We start from the raw sequence: 17859 nt of genomic DNA, 5'->3' as shown, positions 1-17859 counted from the left end.
GCCCACCCCGCCGCCACACCCGACCCGCCCCCCGCCGCGGAAGCGCACCGGCCGCCTCAGCCGGACACACCCCAGCCCGCCACCGAACCCACCCCTCCACCACCGGCCACCACCCCCCAACCCGCCACCGGCGGGCCGCCGAGCTCATCCGCGCCCGAGTCGAGCCCACTCAGCCCACCCGCACCCGCCGAAGTACGGGCGCACGCGCCGGAAGAGACCCCGCCCGTACCGCCGCACCCGGCGACCGAGCCCAGCGCCGGCCCCGCCGTTGCGCCCGTGACGCCTGCAGCGGAGGTGCACCGACAGGTGCAACCGGCGGTGTCGAGCACCCCCGAAGCGATCGCCGAACTGCCGTCGGAGCCCGCGTCCGTGCCGGATGCGGTGGCGGCGGCCGATCCGACACCTCGCACGCCGGCCGCATCCGGGCAGCCCGGGCCGGCGACGGCTCCTGCCGCCCGTGTCGATGCATCGGCGGCCGGTCCGACGCCCACGGTCGTCGCCTCCGACGCGACCGCCGCCCACCTCGAGCCGTCCATGAGCAGCTTGCTCTGCTCTGCCCCGGTCCGTGCGGTGCTCAACCGGGGAACGGACACCGCTCGGGTCGTCCCGGCGAGGACCGGCGGGCAGCCGGGCAGCCCGATCCCGAGCGTCTCACTGGAGCCGGCCTCGCCACCGCTTCCCATCCCGGCCCCCGCGCCGGCTCCGACTCCGGCCCCGGCTCCAGCCCCTGCTCCCGCACCATCCGGGCACTGCCCGAACCCCGGCGGCACCAGCGCCGGCGCCGGCAGCGGTGCAGCTGCATGCGCGTCCTTCCTGGCCGTGATGAGGGACATGGACGCCACGGCCGCCGCGGCCGCGGAGCTGCGCCGCATCGAGCAGGCAGCCGAGCGCGTCATCGACCACGCCGGAGACCCGGACTCCCCACCCGACTGACCCTCGGAGACCACGGCCGCTGCTGTCGGACGCCCGCACCTATCGGGCGCCACCCCGCGCCCGCGCCGCACTCCTGCGCCGGGCCGCTCCCCGCACCGCCGAAGCCTCCCGAGGGACTGTCGCATGCGACCGGTCAAGGCCCCTTCGATCCCTTCGGTCTCCCCCGCTCAGGTCCGCGGGGCCGGGACCGTCGCCCGCCGCGCCTGGCGTACGGCCTACGTGCGGCGGCTCATCGCCGGGGACCTCCTGTGCGCGCTCGTCGTCGCGGTCCTCACCCTGTGGCTGGGCCCGGATCCGGCGGCCGACTCGGCCGTGCTGCCGGGTCTCGCCCTCCTCGTGCCGCTCGTGTGGCTCACGGCGATGTCCGTTGCGCGCAGCTATGAACAGCGCTTCCTCTGGGACGGGCCCGAGGAGTTCCGCCGCGTGTTCTTCGCGACGGTCATGCTCCTGGCGACCATCGGGACCGTGTCCTGGGGACTGAGGCTCGAGGTGGCTCGAGGTTTCGTCGTCGTGACGTTACCGCTCACGTGCGCACTGACTCTGATCCACCGCTACGGGCAGCGGAAGCTGTTGCACCGGCAACGCAGGCTGGGCCGCGCACTCCAGACCACCCTGCTCGTGGGCCACCGCAAGGGGATCCTCGCCCTCCACGAACAGCTGCGCCGGGAGACCCATCACGGCTACCGGGTCGTCGGCTGCTGTCTGCCCGCCAGCGAGGACCGCTCGTTCGACGGGCTGCCAGTGCTGGGCCATCTGGACGAAGTCGTGCGGATCGTCGAGCTCTACGAGGTCGACACGGTCGCCGTCCTGCCGACACCTGAATTGGACGGCGGCGCGCTCCGCCGGCTCGGGTGGGACCTGGAAGGCACGAGGGCGGAGCTGCTCCTCGCGCCGGCGGTGACGGAACTCGCCGGACCGCGGGTACGCATCCGCCCGTCCTGCGGCCTGCCGTTGCTGCACGTCGAGCGGCCCGAGCTCCGCGGGGTCCGACGCCTGGTGAAGGCGAGCTTCGACCGCAGTGCGGCTCTCCTCGGGCTGCTGCTGCTCCTTCCCGCGCTGCTGGCCATCGCGGTCGCCGTCAAGTCCACCAGCCCCGGCCCCGTGCTGTTCCGCCAGCAGCGCGTGGGCCGCGATGGACAGGAGTTCGGGATGATCAAGTTCCGCACCATGGTGGCGGACGCGGATCTCGTGCACCCGGTGGGCGGCGACGACGGCAACGGGGTGCTCTTCAAGTTGCGCCTGGACCCCCGGGTCACCTCGATCGGCCGCTTCCTGCGAAGGCACTCGCTCGACGAGTTGCCGCAACTGGTGAACGTCCTGCGCGGGGAGATGTCCCTGGTCGGGCCTCGGCCGCCGCTGCCCCACGAGGTCGCCCGCTATGGGGCGGACATGCAGCGCCGGTTCCTGGTCAAGCCAGGGCTGACGGGCCTGTGGCAGGTCAGCGGCCGGTCGAACCTCTCGTGGGACGACTCCGTGCGGATGGATCTCCGGTACGTGGAGAACTGGTCACTCACATTCGACCTCATGATCCTGGGCCAGACCCTGCGGGCGGTGCTCCGCGGGGAGGGCGCCTACTGAGCGGCTCCAGCCTGCCCATGCCGACGCCACCATCTCCCGTGGCCCGTGCCGCGCCTCCCAGCCGAGGACCGCTGCGATCCGCTCGGCGGATGCCACGACCCGCGCCGGGTCACCCGCGCGGCGCGGCTCGACCACCGGTGCGGACCACGGCTCCCCCGAGACCCCCGTGACCGATCGGATGATCTCGACCATCTCGAGCACCGAGATCCCGGCACCGCGGCCGATGTTCGCCGTCAGCTCCTCGACCGCCCCGGAGGTCAGCGCCCGTGCGGCGGCGACGTGCGCCGAGGCGATGTCGGCGACATGGACGAAGTCACGGATGCAGGTGCCGTCCGCGGTGTCGTAGTCGTCGCCGAAGATCCGCGGCGCCCGCTGCCGGGCGAGCTGCCGGAACACCAGCGGTACCAGGCTGGACTCTCCGCGATCGGTCAGCTCCGGCGCGGCGGTGCCCGCGACGTTGAAGTAGCGCAGGTTCGCGTACCGCAGGCCGGTGGCACGAGCCGTGTCGGCCACCATCCACTCCCCGACCAGCTTCGTTCTGCCGTAGGGGTTCACCGGCCGGCACTCGACGTCCTCGTCGACCCGGTCCACGTCGGGCGCCCCGTAGACAGCGGCGCTGGACGAGAAGACGAACGACTCGACGCCGGCATGCGTCGCCGCCTCCAGCAGCACGCGCAGACCCTCGACGTTCTCCCGGTAGTAGAGCGTCGGCCGGCACACCGACTCCTCGACCCGCTTCTTCGCGGCCAGGTGGACGACGCTCTGCACGTCGTGCCCGCTCAGCACGCTCTCGACGAGCCTCCTGTCGAGCACGCTGCCGACCACGAGCGGGACGTCCGGGATCCGCGCCTGGTCTCCGCTGGAGAGGTCGTCCAGGACGACGACCCGGTCGCCCGCGGCCGTCATCGCCCGGACGACGTGCGCGCCGATGTACCCGCACCCCCCCGTGACCAGGCACTTCATGGCGGGAGAGTACTGCGGAGCCAGCTGCTCAGCCGGGGCCCGGCGCCCACCAGTCGTCCAGGCTCACGGCGCACTGCGTCGAGCAGGCGCGCCGGCCCGCCACCCGGGCACGGGGTGACGCCAGGCGCCGACCGCACCACTCGCAGCGGCGACGGCTGTCGGCGGCGACCGCCGCCCATCGCGCAAGACGCTCCATCACCCCTCCGAAAGTCGCCCCACGGTGCCCCGCTGCCGGAGGAACCGCAAGTGCCTCCGTCGTGGGAAGCCGTCATCCGGGGTCCGGATGCGCTCCACGGCGCCTGCGCGACTCGTGTGCCCCGCTCAGTCCCGCCGCGGAGGGAGCGCGGCCAGGTAGACGCGCAGGGCGTCCCGCCAGTCGCGGGGCCGGAAGCCGGTGGCGACCAGCTTGGCGAGGTCGAGGTGGCTGTTGAGCGGGCGCGGCGCCGCGTCCGGATGCTCCGCGAAGTACTCGGCGGTGCTCACCGGGCGGACCGCCGACGCGGGGCGGCCGCGGGCGGCGAACACGAGGCCGGCGATCTCCGCCCACGTGCTGGGCGGGCCCTCGCACGTCACGTTGTAGGTGCCGAACGGCGCGCCGGCACCGACCAGGTGGACGACGGCCGCGGCGAGGTCGTCGGCGAAGGTGAGCCGGCCGACCTGGTCGTCCACGACGGCGGGCGAGACGCCGCGGTCGGCCAGGGACGCCATGGTGCGCACGAAGTTGCCGCCGTCGCCGACCACCCAACTGGTGCGCAGCACGTAGTGCCGCTCGACCGCCGCGGCCGCGCGGTCGCCGTCGGCCTTGGTCCGCCCGTAGACGCTCAGCGGCGCGGTCGGCAGGTCCTCCGGCATCGGCCCGTCGTACGTGCCGTCGAAGACGTACTCGGTGGAGAAGTGGACGAGGGTCGCGCCGGTGCGCTCGGCGACGCCGGCGAGGTTGCCGACGGCGTCCACGTTGGCCGCGCGGACGGCGTCGGCGTGGGCCGGGTCCTGGGCGGCGTCGACCTGCGTCCAGGCGGCGGCGTTGAGCAGCAGGCCGACACCGGACCAGTCGTGCCCCGCGACGGCCGCGGCGTCGGAGACGTCCAGCTCCTCCCGGTCGATCAGCTCGGCACCCGGGTGCCGGCGGGCCAGCGCGCGGCCGACCTGCCCGGACGCGCCGAGGACGACGGTGCGCCCGGCGCTCACTGGCCGCGGGCGGAGTAGGCCGCCTCGACCTGGTCCTTGAGCGGGCGCCACCACTGCTCGTTCTCCCGGTACCAGGCGACGGTCGCCGCCAGCCCGTCGCGGAAGTCCGTGTAGAGCGGCTCCCAGCCCAGCTCCTCGCGCAGCTTGCCGGCGTCGATGGCGTAGCGCAGGTCGTGGCCGGCGCGGTCGGTCACGTGGTCGTAGGCGTCGGCCGGCTGCCCGAGCAGCTCCAGCACCGCGGCCAGGACGTCCCGGTTGTTCACCTCGCCGTCCGCACCGATCAGGTAGGTCTCCCCCGCCCGGCCCTTCTCCAGGATCAGGTGGACGGCGGCGTTGTGGTCCTCGACGTGGATCCAGTCGCGCACGTTCGCGCCGGCCCCGTAGAGCTTGGGACGGCGGCCGGTGAGCACGTTGGTGATCTGCCGCGGGATGAACTTCTCCACGTGCTGGTAGGGCCCGTAGTTGTTCGAGCAGTTGGAGATCGTGGCGTGCACGCCGAAGGACCGCACCCAGGCCCGCACGAGCAGGTCCGACGACGCCTTGGTCGAGGAGTACGGGCTGGACGGGTTGTACGGCGTCTCCGGGGTGAACCTGCCCGGATCGTCGAGCTCCAGGTCGCCGTAGACCTCGTCGGTCGAGATGTGGTGCAGCCGCACGCCGTGCCGCCGCACCGCCTCCAGCAGCGTGAACGTGCCGATCACGTTGGTGTCCAGGAACGGGCGCGGGTCGGCCAGCGAGTTGTCGTTGTGGCTCTCGGCGGCGAAGTGGACGACGGCGTCGGCCCCGGCGACGAGCCGGTCGACCAGGTCGGCGTCGCTCACCGAGCCGTGCACGAAGCCGATCCGGTCGCGCACCGGCGCCAGGGACGCCTCGTTGCCGGCGTAGGTGAGGGCGTCGAGCACGGTGACCTCGTGCTCGGGGTGCTCACGGAGGGTCTGGTGGACGAAGTTGGCACCGATGAACCCGGCGCCACCGGTCACGAGCAGACGCATGCGATCACCCTGCCACGCAGGCGCTGACCTCGACCGCAGCGCGCGGGCGACCCCCCTCACAGGGGGGAGCGCCCTCAGGGGGCCGGGGCCAGGACCCCGCGGAGGATCGGCGCCAGGAGCCCCGAGAACTGCCGGGTGATGTGCAGCTTGTCCGCGTAGACCGTGGTGGTCCCGACGAACGCGGGGCATCGCCCGTCCGCGGCGCAGAACCACGGCTCGGTGCGGACGTACTCGACCGCGGGGACCGGTCGCCCGAGCGCCGCCACCGCCGCGGACTCCGCCACCACCCGCCGGAGGTAGGCGTCGGGCACGGAGGAGTCGCAGTCCGACGGGCTGCTGAGTCGCGTCGCGCACTCCGCGAGGGTCTGCTCCCGGCCCGGGGGATCGGCGAGCACGACCACCCGGCCGGCCGAGGCGGAGAGCTCCTCGACGGTCCCGGCGAGCCCGCCGGTCCACTCCTGCAGGGCGCCCGGGCCCTCGGCTCCCGAGGCGAGGCGCTCGATGCTGTTGCCGACGCTGGACAGGACGACGACGGCGGGGCGGAGCCGGGCGACCTCCGCCATCGCCCACTCGTGGTGGTCGTCGCAGGCGTCGGTGAACCCCGCGCCGCTGTCGTCGTGCACGACGGAGACCTGCGCCGCCGGGCACGCGTGGTAGGTCATGGTCACCACGGTCCAGTCGGGCAGCGCCGCGCGGATGCCCGGCAGCCAGCTGATCGCCATGGAGTCGCCGAGGATGACGAGGGTCCGGCCGGCGGTCCCGGTGCCGAAGGTGCAGTCGTCGACGTTGGCCTCGGTGACGTCCAGGCAGTTGCCGGGCACCCACTCGCGGGCCAGCGCGTCGATGCCGAGCGCGTCGAGGCCCGGGTCGAGGGCCGGCCAGTCGGTGGCGTCGAGGGCGAGGTCGATGCGCGCGCTGAGCTCGCGCCGCGGATCCGGCGGCGGGGGGCCGACGACACCGCCGGGGCCGGCGGGCGGCGCCGTCGGGGCCAGCGCGACCGGCGCGGCAGCGGCGGGGGCGTCGTCGTCCGTGCCCGGCAGCCCGCTCCAGGGCGCGGCGGCGAGCGCGACGCCGGCCACGAGGACGGCCGCGGCGACGGCGACCCAGGGCCAGTCGGCACTCCGCCGGTGCTGCCGGTGCCGGCCCTTGACCGGGGCCCCGGCGCCCGCCCCGGCTCCGGGACCACCGCCGCCGGCGGGGCGCAGCCACCGCGACCGCCGGATCGGCTGCTCGACCAGGTGGTAGGAGGCGGCCGCGGCCACGGCCGTGACGAGCAGCGTGCCGGCGTAGTACAGGGCGTCGGCCTCGGGGTACAGCGCCTGCCCGAGGATGATCACGGGGAAGTGCCAGAGGTACAGGGAGTACGACAGCGCGCCCAGGTACCGCGCGACGGGGTTGGTGAGGATGCCCGTCCCGCCGGCGCGGCCCCCGGTGCCCGAGGCGATCAGGACCGCCGAGGCGAGCACCGGCAGCAGCCCCCACGGAGCGGGGAAACCGGACTCCTCGGTGACGACGAAGGGGCTGACCAGCACGCCGCCCAGGCCGAGCACCGCCAGCGCCGTCCGCGTGCCGTCGGCGAGCAACCGAAGCCGGACGGCGACGATGGCCACGATCGCGCCCACCCCGAGCTCCCAGGCTCGGGTGGCGGTGGAGAAGTAGGCCCACTGCGGGTCGGCAGCGGTGTTGTGCAGCGCGTACCCGAAGCTGCCGGCGGTGATCGCCAGCGTCGCGGTGAGGACCACTCCCGAGCGCCGGCGGGACGACCATCCCCGCGCCCCGGCCACCGCCAGGAGGACGACGAGCACGACGGGCCAGACGACGTAGAACTGCTCCTCGACCGCCAGCGACCAGTAGTGCTGCACCGGCGAGACCGGCCCGTCGGCGTGCAGGTAGTCGGTGCCGAGGACGGCGAAGCGCCAGTTCGCCGCGAACAGCACCGACCACCCGACGTCGCCGAGGATCTCCTCCGCGCGCGTGGCGAAGTACAGGGAGAAGGAGGCTACGGCGGTGACGGCGAGCACGAGCAGCGAGGCCGGGAGGATCCGCCGCACCCGCCGCCGGTAGAAGTCGGCGAACGAGATGCGGCCGGTGCGCTGGTGCTCGCGCAGCAGCAGCCCGGTGATGAGGAACCCGGAGATGACGAAGAAGACGTCGACGCCGATGAAGCCCCCGGCCGGCCACGCGAACAGGTGGTCGGCGACGACGAGCAGGACGGCGACGGCGCGCAGCCCCTCGATGTCCCCCCGGAAGTGGTGGCTGCCGTCGGCGGGGAGGACGTCCGCGACCGACGTCCCGGCCGCAGGCCGCACGTCGTTGTCGGTGTCCGCTGACACGTGACCCCCGTGACGATCAGCTGCCGCGCCCTGCGGCCCGCCGAGCAGCGTAGATGCTTCCGGGCGATTCGAGACGCAGGTCACCCCGATGGGGCACGCGGGCACGGTCTCCGCGTCCGCCGCGGCTCGTGATTCCGCCTCGCTCCGGATGGCATGGCGGTGCCGGGCCGTCGGCAACACCGTCGAGGGCGGCGACCCACTCGAGTCAGGTCAGCGATCGCTTCCGTACGCGTAGTTGTAACCCTGCCCGTAGTCCGCGGCCACCGGCGCGTTGCGCGGCACGACATTGAGGACGACCCCGAGCGTCTTCGCTCCCACGTTGTCCAGGACGATCGCCGCGGCCCGGAGCTGTCGCTTCCGCGTGACGCCGTACCGCACGGACAGCAGGACCGCGTCCATCATCACGGCCAGACCGCTCGTGTCCGCAACCGGCAGCACCGGCGCCGCATCGACGAGGACGATGTCATTGGTGTCCCGCAGCTGATCCAGCAGGCCGGCCATCTGGCTCGATCCGAGCACCTCGCCGGGGTTGGGCGGAGTCGGCCCCGCGGCGAGGACGGTGAGCTTGCCGTCGCCGTACTGCTGCAGAACGTCCTCGAGTCCAGCGCTGCCCGCCAGCACGTTCGTCAAGCCGGCACCGCTGACCAGCCCGAGGTAACGGCTCACCTTGGGGCGCCGGAGGTCGGCCTCGACCACGGCCACGCGGCGCCCGGCGTCGGCCAGCGCGAGAGCGAGGTTCACGACCAACGTGGTCTTGCCCTCCGCCGGCGACGGGCTCGTGATCATGATGACCCTCGGCGGTTCGTCCACATCGAGGAACTGGAGGTTGGTGCGCAGCTGACGAAATCCCTCGGCAGCCTGGCCGTCCGACTCACGGTCGACGACGTGTCGCTTCTCGAGCGTGTCGTCCTTCAGGACCAACCCGACGACGGGGGCCTCCGCCAGCTCCCTGGCATCGTCGGGATCACGAACGCTGCGATCGGTGCGAGCCCGGATGACTGCGAGCACGCAGCCGAGGACCAGACCGGCAAGCAGTCCGATGCCGATGTCGCGCACCGTCTTCGGCGAGCTCGGGGCCGAGGGCAGGTCCGCGGTGTCCGTGACGATGACTGCGACGAGATCCTCACCGCTCGTGCTGCGCCGCTCGAGCCGGCTCACCTGATCGGTGAATGCGTCCCCGAGCACCTCGGCGATGCGCTGAGCGCGCGTGGCCGAACCGTCGGTGACCGCCACCTCGATGAGCACGGTCTCCGGGAGAGCCGTGACCTCGATGCGCCCGAGCAGCTCTTCCGGGGTCTCTTCGAGGTCCAACCGGTCGACGACGACGGCGGCGAGCTGGTCGCCACGGAGGAGTTGGGCGTAGGACTCGACGCGCTCCTGCGAGAACTGGCCGCCCTGGAAGACCTCGGCGGCGGACGTCGAGCCGGTGGTCGAGACGAAGAACTGGACGGTCGACGTGTACTGCGGTGGGACGACGAGCACCCATCCCAGGGCAGCGGCGCCACCGACCACCAGACCGAGCACGGCCCACCACCAGCGGGCACGGAGCGCTGTGGTGACATCGCTGAGTTCCACTGTCGTCCCGTTCGTGAAGAGAAGGGTCTGCGTTCGAGCCCTCAAGGACCATAAGCGCCGTCCGTGGTCGCAGCCCGTCACCGGCGGAGCGGCTGACTCCCATGGGTGAGGGGGGCGTACCGAGGCAGCTGCGGTCGCTCAGTTCACCGCGCCGGGCGCGCCGTGCGGCGGGTCGCATCGTCCGTCACCGCGGGCTCGCCTCGACCTCGCGGACGCACCCACCGGCCTCCGCCGAGGCTGGCACGCCTCGTCCGTGGCCGCACCGGACCGCGGGGCACCTGCCGGGTCGTCGGCTGCCGCCGCGGCGTCGGATGACGGGGCGGCACCCACCGGGGCCGCCTCACCGGTTGTCCCGACGAGCGCCCCCGCGAGCACCAGCACCAGCCACCCGAAGTACGACGTGAACGACTGCTCGCTGATGCCGTAGAGGAGCAACAGGAGGACGACGCACAGCGGCCAGATCACCGGGAGGCTGTCCCGGCTGGACACCAGTCGCCGGAGCGCGACGGCCACCACCCGAGCACAGAACAGACAGATCAGCGCCAGGCCGACCACGCCGGCCTGCGCGCGGACGTCGAGGTAGGCATTGTGCGCATGCTCGAACCGGAACCTCGCGACCGCCCACATCGCCCGGGTCGTGATCGCATCCTCCGTCCAGAGGGCGGCCCACCCGTACCCGCGCCACGGCCGCGCGGCGACGTAGGGGTCGATCGCTGCCCAGATGACCGTCCGGCCGGTGAGGGTGGAATCGCGGCCGAGGATCGAGCTGACGAGGTCGACCCCGCTCTGGGCGACGACGGCCAGTCCCGCGACGCCGGCGGCCACCAACCAGAGGAGCGCGCCCTTCACGGAGCGGGTCAGGATGCGCGCGCCGGACAGCACCAGGAGGACGGCGAGGCAGACCGCGGTCACCGCGATCCCCGTCCCGCTCTCGGTGACCAGGAGCGTGAAACCTGCGATGCCGGCCCAGGCACACGACGAGGCGCGCCGGTGGCCCGGTTCCCGTGCCACCGCCAGATAGGTGAAGGTCAGCACGGCGATGGCGAGGACGAAGGCGGCGACGTTGCGCTGGACGAACACGCCGGTGAAGGCGCCGTTGTGATAGGCGCCCTGCTCTCGGCCCGCGACCGGCCAGGCGAGGTACAGCGCCCAGCTCGCGACCACGAGGATCTTGGACGTAGTGGTGAGTGCGCGGTAGACCCCGCTGCGGCCGAGCTGACGGACCAGGGAACCGACGGCGAGCGCGGACCCGGCGGTGACGAGGACGCCGCGCAGGGTCTCCGAGGGCAGCACGGACCAGGCCACGGTCAGCGCGGTCCAGAGCAGGAAAGCAACCAGCGTCCAGTGCGGACGGACGATCGGTCCGGACAGCGCTGCGTATCCGAGCGAGAGGGCTGTCAGGGCGAAGACGACGGGACCGCTGCCGGCGAAGGGAGCCGCCGCCGTCACCAGCAGCAGGAGCACCAGGACGACGCGGGGCAGCCGGCGCGAATCTCCCTGCGGCTCACTCATGTCCACCACCACCACCACCGGAGGCGTCCGCCGCGAGGGGCACGGGCACGGAACCTCCGCGCCGGAGCAGCAGCGCCCACGCCGCCGTGGTGAGCAGGCCACCACCGGCCAGGGCCCACATCCCCGCCCGCCCCCCCGCGACCGCGGTCACCAGGGTGACGATGCCCAGAGACACGGGGGCCAGGAACAGCCGCCAGCGCACCTGGGCGCCGATCTGCCCGGTGGTGCGCAGCGCCAGCCCGAGACACCCCCCCAGCATGCCCGCCGCCGCCTGGACCGCGAGGGGCCACAGGTAGGGGCGCACGTCGGCCCAGCCGGGTCCGACGACTGCCTCGGCAAGTGTTTCGGGCAGCCAGACGACGAGCCCCCCGTAGGCGAGCAGACCGGCACCGGCAGCAAGGCCCACTCCCGCGGCGAGGCGCACCGTCGACCGGTTCCCGTGCGTCGCGGTCCGGCGCGCCAGCAGCGGCTGCAGGGCGGCCAGCAGGCCCGTGATGGCGACGGTCGCCGGACCGAGCCAGATCTGTCCCTTGCGGATGAACGCCATCTCGAGCGGCCCCGCGAGCGCGGCGACGACCAGGGTCGCCGCCTGCGCCGTCGCCTGGGTGAGCGAGAAGTCGAGGACCAGGTTCCCGGCGAGCCCACGATGACTACGCAGCCACTCCGACCGCGAGAACCGCAAGGAGATCCGTCCACGCACGCCGGCGAAGACCACTGCAGGGACCGCGCCCCCCACCCACAGGAGCACGCATACCGCGGCGGGCAGGGGACCGTCGCCCACCCCCTGCGCGATCAAGAACAGGACGATCGAAGCGACGGTCCAGATCAGATTGTTGACCAGAGCCCGCGAGGGGGCGCCCCGTGCGTACTCGATCCACCGCAGGTGGTCCTGCACGCACAGCAGCGGCAACGCGGCGCCGGCGACCACGACGGTGAGCGCGAGCCCCGGGTCGACCCCGAGCGGGAGCAGGACGAGACCGGCGGTCGCTATGACGCCGCCCACCACGGACGTGATCGACACGACCGAGGCGAGGGAGTACCGGAGGTCCGTGACGACGTCTTCCCTGTCGCCGGCCGAACGAAGGACGAGCACGTCCCCGTGGGCGGCACGGGACAGGAGGGTGGCCAGGATCAGGATGAGCATGGTCGTGGCGAAGACGCCGAACTCGTGCAGCGAGGTCGACCGCGCGGCGAGGATGCTGACGCCGAGGTTCCCGATACTGGCGACCGCGGCGTCCCCGAGGCCGAGCACGAGGCGACCGGCGACGCCACGGCGGAGCAGCGGTCGCACCGGTCGGCCTCCTCGGCAGTCCCCTCGCCCGTCGGTCCCGCCGAGCCGGGCGGCCTGTATATCAGCGGCAGGACGTACCCGCGGAGCGCCGCTCCCCCTACGTGGGGAGTGCCCGAGCCCAGCGGGCACCCCCCCCGGGGTGGTGCGGAAGTGGCCAGTGGTGACGCTGTTGTCCCGACACCGGTGGGCTCGACCGCTGGACTTCCCGGGTCCGCTTCCACGGCCCTAGCCTGGGGCGTCCGACCACCCGGCCGCAGGGAGCGTCATGGTCGCTCGACCGCGGTCCTCGCCTCCTGCGGGTCGGGTTCTGCTGGCTGTCGCCGCCACCCTGGGGTCGGCCGCCACGGTGCTTGCCTCGTTCGGCGGGGACGTCTGGGGATCCCTCCTCGCGCTGGGTTTCGCACTCGCGGCAACCGGCCTCGCGGGCGGCGTGCTGTACGTCATGCGCCGCCGGCCGCCGTACGCGGCGGCCCTGGGGGCGCTGCTGCTGGCCACGGTCCTGCTCACCGGGTTCGTCGTCGCCGCCGTCGAGGTGCCGACGGCAACCACCGCTGCACGCACGACCGTGCACCACCCGACTCCAGCCGCGCCGACGAGCACGACCTCCACGTCCGCGCCTGCTTCCGGCGCCGGCACGGTACCGCCGGCACCGGAAGCGCCCGCCTTACCGGCGACACCTCTCACCAGTGGTTCGGTGTCTCCGCCGGGGATCGACGGTTACCTGCCCAATCCCGGGATCGGGTACCAGGGATGGACGCACGCGCACGGCGACCTGGCGCAGTCCACGGAGTACCGCCGCGGAGAGCATCCGGAGCAGGGCGGCTTCGACTGGGCGACGCTCAATCCCGCCGTTGATGTCTTCGACTGGTCGCCGATCGACGACTTCCTCCAGCAGTGCGAGGCTCGCGGAGAGCAAGGATCCTTCCGGATCATGACCATGACCGGCGCCCCGTACGGCACCCATCGGGTGCCCGCCTGGGTCGTGGACGACGGCGCAGTCATCACCGACAGCCCCGATCGGGAGCCGGACTACCGGTCGAGGACCTACCAGGAGCACTGGGGCGCCTTCGTCGATGCCCTGGCGCGCCGCTACGACGGCGACCCGCGGATCGCCTTCATCGACATCTCCGGTTACGGCAGGTTCAACGAGTGGCAGGCGACCGCCACCACCGATCACGGCGACGTGGCCGGCGAGGCCGACAGCATCGATTCCGCAACCCGTCGACACCTCGTGCACATGTTCGTCGGGGGCAGCGGAACCGCGCGCACGCTGTCCGATGACGGGCGGACCGAGTCGGCACTGGACTACGACCACGCCGGTTTCCAGCGGACCCAGTTGTTGATGCCCTACGGCGGGATCTGGGCGTCCACCCGGTACGTCGCCGCACACCACCCGGATGTCGGCTTCCGCAACGACGCCTTGTTCAGCCCGCACGCCGATCTGGCAACACTCCAGCAGATCGGCTACGGCGTGACCGACATCTGGCGCCGGGCACCGGTCGTGTTCGAGACCGTGGACGGCGCGGACCCGTCCCGGCAGGCGGCCGCGGCGGAGACCCTCCGCGGCATGGGTGCCAGCCTGCTGCACGACAACACGGTGCTCGACGAGGCGACCTTGGCCGAGCTGGTGCCGCCGCTCGGGTACCGGTACGCGCTCGACCGGGTCACGACCGGTCCCGGGCCCACGGGGTCGCTCAGCGTCTCGACGGAGTGGACGAACACCGGGTCCGCGCCGTCGTATCCCCGCATGGGGCAGGACCTGGCGGTAGGGATCGCCCTGGCCGACAGGCGCGGCCGTGTCGTCGCCTCCTGGGTGCAGGAGGCTCAGGTGGCGACATGGCTACCGGGGGAATCCCGGGTAGTGGCCGTCGACGTTCCGCTCCCAGCGCTGCCCGCCGGGGAGTACACCGTCCTGATCGGCATGGTCGAGCGCACGACCGAGTCCCGGATCGAGCTGCCGGTTGCCGGAGGCCGACCCGACAACTGGTACCCCATCGGTCCGATCTCCCTCAGCTGAGCCGGCCGCGGGGCCCCGGCTCGAGGCATCCCCCATCCGGGTCGGGCGACCCGACACGGCGTTGCGGGTGACGCGATCGCCCGGCAGGGTCGCCCGTGAACGGTCAGGCCCCGCAGTCCCCCGTTCTCGAGGGGAGGCGATCCGAGGCGATGGACACGAGTCGTGAACTCGGCGCCGGCGAGGCCGCTGCACCGAGCTTGGACCTGGCCGGGCAGCGGGTGCTGTTCGTGGCGTCGACCGGGGGGCACCTCACCGAACTGCGGCGCCTCGCACCGACCATGGGCGCGGCCCAGGACTCCACGTGGGTCACGTTCGACACCGGGCAGAGCAGGTCGCTGCTCAGCGGCGTCCCCACCTATTACGTTCCGTACACCGGCCCTCGCCAGCTCGGGGCCGCAGCGGGAGCTGCCACTCGCATCGCTCGCATCCTCGCGGCGGTCCGCCCCGCGGCTGTGGTCAGCACGGGGGCGGCCGTTGCCCTGAGCGCCTTCGTGGCGGCCAGGGCCAGGGGCATCCCGTGCCACTACATCGAGAGCGTCGCCCGCATCGAGCGTCCCTCCCTGACCGGGCGGATGGTGGCCGGCCTACGGCTCGCGCACCTGTACACGCAGCATCCGTCGTCGGCGGACCGCCGCTGGCGCCCCCACCGCAGCGTCTTCGCCGGCTTCGCCGCCGTACCGCCGCCGCGGGCGCGTGCCCTCGTCCGGCGACCTCGCCTGTTCGTGACGGTGGGGACGATCCGGCCGTACCGGTTCGACGCCCTGGTCGACCGCGTGCTCCGGAGTGGCCTCGCAGACGAGCGGACCGTCTGGCAGTTGGGCGCGACGACACGGCATGACCTGCCCGGACGCACGATCGACGCGATGGATGCGAACAGCTTCCTGGCGTGCGCGACCGAGGCGGACCTGGTGATCTCGCATGCCGGCGTCGGCACCGCGCTCACACTCTTCGAGGCGGGCATCCGGCCGATCTTCGTCCCGCGGCGAGCGCACCGTGGAGAACACGTCGACGATCACCAGACGCAGATTGCCGCGATGCTGGCCACGACCGGGCTCGTGACGGTCGCGGAGGTGGACGACCTGCACCGATCCTTCATGGGGACGGCGGTCGGGTGGCGCATCCGCGCCCTCGACTCGACGGCGGCATGACCGCGGGGTCCGAGCACGTCCGGGTCCTGATGCTGACCGACTCCCTCGGGGTCGGCGGCCTCGAGCGGGTGGTGGTCAGCATGAGCTGCGCTCTGGCCGGGCGCGGTCACGCGGTGAGCGTCGCGGCCGAACCCGGCGGCGCCCTGTGGGGGGACCTGCCTCCCGAGGTCGTCCAGCGGCACGCCCCCCGCCGGGGTACCCCGATCCAGCGCGTGCGGTACGCGCTGTGGCTCACCCGACTGGTGCGGGGCGGCGGTTTCGACGTCGTCCACGCCCACCAACGCGGCGTCGCGCTGCTGGCGAGGGCGGCGCGCGTGGCGACCCGGACCAGGGTGGTCGAGCACGTGCACAACGTGTTCCGTCCCGGCGCCGGAGCATGGCTCTCGTTTCGCGGTGATCATCTCGTCGCCTGCGGGCGGGCGGTCGCCGAGATGCTCGTCCAGGACTTCCGCCGCCCTGCCGACCGCGTGACGACCGTTCGCAACGCAGTGCCCGACGTCGGGGCGGGCCGGGATCTGACACTCCCGGTGTCTCGTGGCGGGCAGCAGCCGAAGATCGCCGTGGTCGCGAGGGTGGACGAGCAGAAGGACCCCTTCCGCTTCATCGACGTCGTGGAGGAGCTCGCAGCCGTCGGACGGCCGGTGTCGGCGGTATGGATCGGGGACGGGGACCTGCTCCAGGCGTGCCGTGCCGAGGTCGACCGTCGCGCCGTGCCGGGCCTCCGCTTCCTCGGTGCGCGATCCGACGTGGCGTCCCAGCTCCTCGAGTCGGATCTCGTGATGCTCACGTCACGGTGGGAGGGCCTGCCGCTGACACTCCTGGAGGCTGCGTCCCTGGGCAGGGGCCTGGTGGCGCCGCGCGTGGGGAGCTGCGACGAGGCCGTCACCGACGGGGTCAACGGTCTGCTCTTCGACGTCGACCTCCCCGGCGCCGCCCTCGCCCGGCTGGTCGCACCGCTGCTGGAGTCGTCGATGCTGCGATCCATGGGCGCGGCCAGCCGGCGTCGTTACCTGGCGGAGTTCACCATCGACCGGCAGGTCCACGAGGTGGAGGAGGTCTACCGTGCCGTACGCGCCGTCGGGCCCTCCGCCTGACAACGCATCGCCGGGACCGCGCCCGCGGGTCCTGGCCGTGGTGACCTTCTTCCCCGTACCGCAGAACCATGGGGACGCCCTCCGGCGCCTCCTCTTCCTCGAGTCCCTCGCGGCGTGCTCGGACCTCACCGCCGTCTGCGTCGCGCGCCCCGACACCAGCGACGAGCACATCGCCGAGCTCACGCGGCGGCTCGGCAGTGCTGCCGTCGTCGTCGTCCCGGCCTGGCAGCGCGACCTCAGGAGCAACCGGGCGAGGTGGGGACGGACCTTGCGGGGAATCGCCACGCTGACGCCACCGTGGGTGTACCGGCAGTGGGGCCCTGAGCTGTCACGCGCCGTGCGAGCGGCCGGTCGCACCCCCTTCGACGTGGCTGTGCTCCTCGGGGAACCGGCAGGAGTGAGCGCCGGCGACGTCTCGGCGCGCAGGGTGGTGTGGGACAAGTCCAACGTGCTGACCGCCAGTGACCTGGACGCCGTCCGGTCGGTGTCCAGCCCTGTGGGCAAGCTCCGCGCGGCCGGCAACCTCCCGTTCCACTGGGTGTTCGAGCGGCGGGTCCTGCATCGGGTCTCCGAGGTCGTGGTGACATCCGACGAGGAGGCGCAGCGACTGATCCGGCTGTTCGGGGACCGCCCGACGACGACGATCCCCTCCGTGGCCGGAGCTGTGCAGCCGGCCATGACGCTGGACCCCACCAGCCGAACCCTTCTGTGGCTGGGCACGTTGAGCTACACACCCAACTGGGACGGACTGATGCTGTTCCTCCGTGCTGCCGAGCGGCAGCTCCGGGACGGCGGGTGGACGGTGCGCGTCGTAGGGGCCGACGCCGACGAGCGGCAGATCGAGCAACTGCACGGCGTTCCCGGAGTCGACTTCCGTGGTTTCGTGCCCGATCTGGCCGATGCCTGCGAGGGAGTGGCCGCGGGAGTCGTGCCGGTATGGGCGGGGGCCGGGGTCAAACTGAAGACGCTGACGCTCATGTCGCTCGGCGTGCCCATCCTCGCCACGCCGGTCGCGCTCGAGGGGATCCCGCACGAGGTCGCCGCCCGTGTGGTCGAGACCCCGGCTGAGTTCGGCACCGCACTGGCGTCCCTCGACGCCGCTGAGCTCACCGCGGCAGCCCACCGAGCCCGGAGCGTCATGGAGCAGCGGTTCACGGCTCCGGCCTTCAGCGCAGCCGTTGCCGGACTCATCGGCGCCCGACCCTGAGCCGAGGCGGTGACGACGGGCCGCCGTC

General features: G+C 72.9%; 12 protein-coding genes. 5 read left to right on the top strand and 7 right to left on the bottom strand.

Annotated elements, in window-relative coordinates:
* Window positions 1-1152 precede the first annotated feature (1152 nt).
* Window positions 1153-2511, top strand: a complete 1359-nt coding sequence (locus BMY88_RS20285; protein ID WP_428978325.1) for a sugar transferase — start codon at window positions 1153-1155, stop codon at window positions 2509-2511.
* Here BMY88_RS20285 and galE read toward each other — a convergent pair.
* From galE to BMY88_RS20250, 7 genes are all read right to left on the bottom strand, one after another.
* Window positions 2440-3474 (bottom strand): UDP-glucose 4-epimerase GalE, encoded by a 1035-nt coding sequence (gene galE / locus BMY88_RS20280; RefSeq protein WP_091948058.1) that lies wholly within the window; start codon window positions 3472-3474, stop codon window positions 2440-2442. The two genes, BMY88_RS20285 and galE, sit on opposite strands and share 72 nt — an antisense overlap.
* Before the next feature lie 321 nt (window positions 3475-3795).
* Complete coding sequence (locus tag BMY88_RS20275) at window positions 3796-4662, bottom strand: SDR family oxidoreductase (RefSeq protein WP_170861214.1); 867 nt, start codon at window positions 4660-4662, stop codon at window positions 3796-3798.
* Window positions 4659-5654, bottom strand: a complete 996-nt coding sequence (gene rfbB, locus BMY88_RS20270; protein WP_091948052.1) for a dTDP-glucose 4,6-dehydratase — start codon at window positions 5652-5654, stop codon at window positions 4659-4661. The genes BMY88_RS20275 and rfbB overlap by 4 nt, the downstream gene beginning before the upstream one ends.
* Window positions 5655-5728: 74 nt before the next feature.
* Entirely contained in the window at window positions 5729-7987 is a 2259-nt protein-coding gene (locus tag BMY88_RS20265; RefSeq protein WP_170861213.1) for an acyltransferase family protein, read from the bottom strand.
* A gap of 210 nt (window positions 7988-8197) precedes the next feature.
* Window positions 8198-9562 carry a tyrosine-protein kinase domain-containing protein gene (locus BMY88_RS20260; protein ID WP_170861212.1) on the bottom strand — a complete coding sequence of 455 codons (1365 nt, stop codon included), beginning with the start codon at window positions 9560-9562 and terminating at the stop codon, window positions 8198-8200.
* A 138-nt stretch (window positions 9563-9700) separates the two neighbouring features.
* Window positions 9701-11074 carry an O-antigen ligase family protein gene (locus tag BMY88_RS20255; RefSeq protein ID WP_091948044.1) on the bottom strand — a complete coding sequence of 458 codons (1374 nt, stop codon included), beginning with the start codon at window positions 11072-11074 and terminating at the stop codon, window positions 9701-9703.
* Window positions 11067-12365, bottom strand: coding sequence for an MATE family efflux transporter (locus tag BMY88_RS20250; protein ID WP_091948040.1), 1299 nt, complete (start codon window positions 12363-12365; stop codon window positions 11067-11069). The genes BMY88_RS20255 and BMY88_RS20250 overlap by 8 nt, the downstream gene beginning before the upstream one ends.
* 532 nt (window positions 12366-12897) lie before the next feature.
* On the opposite strand from BMY88_RS20250, the gene BMY88_RS20245 reads away from it, so the two are divergent.
* The 4 genes from BMY88_RS20245 (at window position 12898) to BMY88_RS20230 (ending at window position 17831) form a co-directional block, all read left to right on the top strand.
* The gene (locus BMY88_RS20245; protein ID WP_170861211.1) at window positions 12898-14382 is read left to right on the top strand and encodes a DUF4832 domain-containing protein; all 1485 of its coding nucleotides are present in this window, start codon (window positions 12898-12900) and stop codon (window positions 14380-14382) included.
* Window positions 14383-14531: 149 nt separating this feature from the next.
* A complete protein-coding gene (locus BMY88_RS20240; protein WP_091948034.1) occupies window positions 14532-15530 on the top strand; it encodes a glycosyltransferase in 999 nt (332 codons plus the stop codon).
* A complete protein-coding gene (locus BMY88_RS20235) occupies window positions 15527-16624 on the top strand; it encodes a glycosyltransferase family 4 protein (RefSeq protein ID WP_139220536.1) in 1098 nt (365 codons plus the stop codon). The genes BMY88_RS20240 and BMY88_RS20235 overlap by 4 nt, the downstream gene beginning before the upstream one ends.
* 397 nt (window positions 16625-17021) lie before the next feature.
* Window positions 17022-17831 (top strand): glycosyltransferase family 4 protein, encoded by an 810-nt coding sequence (locus BMY88_RS20230; RefSeq protein WP_139220535.1) that lies wholly within the window; start codon window positions 17022-17024, stop codon window positions 17829-17831.
* The last annotated feature ends 28 nt before the right edge of the window (window positions 17832-17859 follow it).

Origin of the sequence: Trujillonella endophytica, from assembly GCF_900110555.1 — a bacterium.
Classification (GTDB): domain Bacteria; phylum Actinomycetota; class Actinomycetes; order Mycobacteriales; family Geodermatophilaceae; genus Trujillonella; species Trujillonella endophytica.
This window is presented reverse-complemented; position numbering and strand designations above follow the sequence as displayed.

What these genes read in the sequence shown, in the direction of transcription:
- galE (WP_091948058.1), bottom strand. Translation starts at nt 3,474, where the DNA reads ATGAAGTGCCTGGTCACGGGGGGGTGCGGGTACATCGGCGCGCACGTC.
- rfbB (WP_091948052.1), bottom strand. Translation starts at nt 5,654, where the DNA reads ATGCGTCTGCTCGTGACCGGTGGCGCCGGGTTCATCGGTGCCAACTTC.
- BMY88_RS20255 (WP_091948044.1), bottom strand. Translation starts at nt 11,074, where the DNA reads ATGAGTGAGCCGCAGGGAGATTCGCGCCGGCTGCCCCGCGTCGTCCTG.
- BMY88_RS20240 (WP_091948034.1), top strand. Translation starts at nt 14,532, where the DNA reads ATGGACACGAGTCGTGAACTCGGCGCCGGCGAGGCCGCTGCACCGAGC.
- BMY88_RS20235 (WP_139220536.1), top strand. Translation starts at nt 15,527, where the DNA reads ATGACCGCGGGGTCCGAGCACGTCCGGGTCCTGATGCTGACCGACTCC.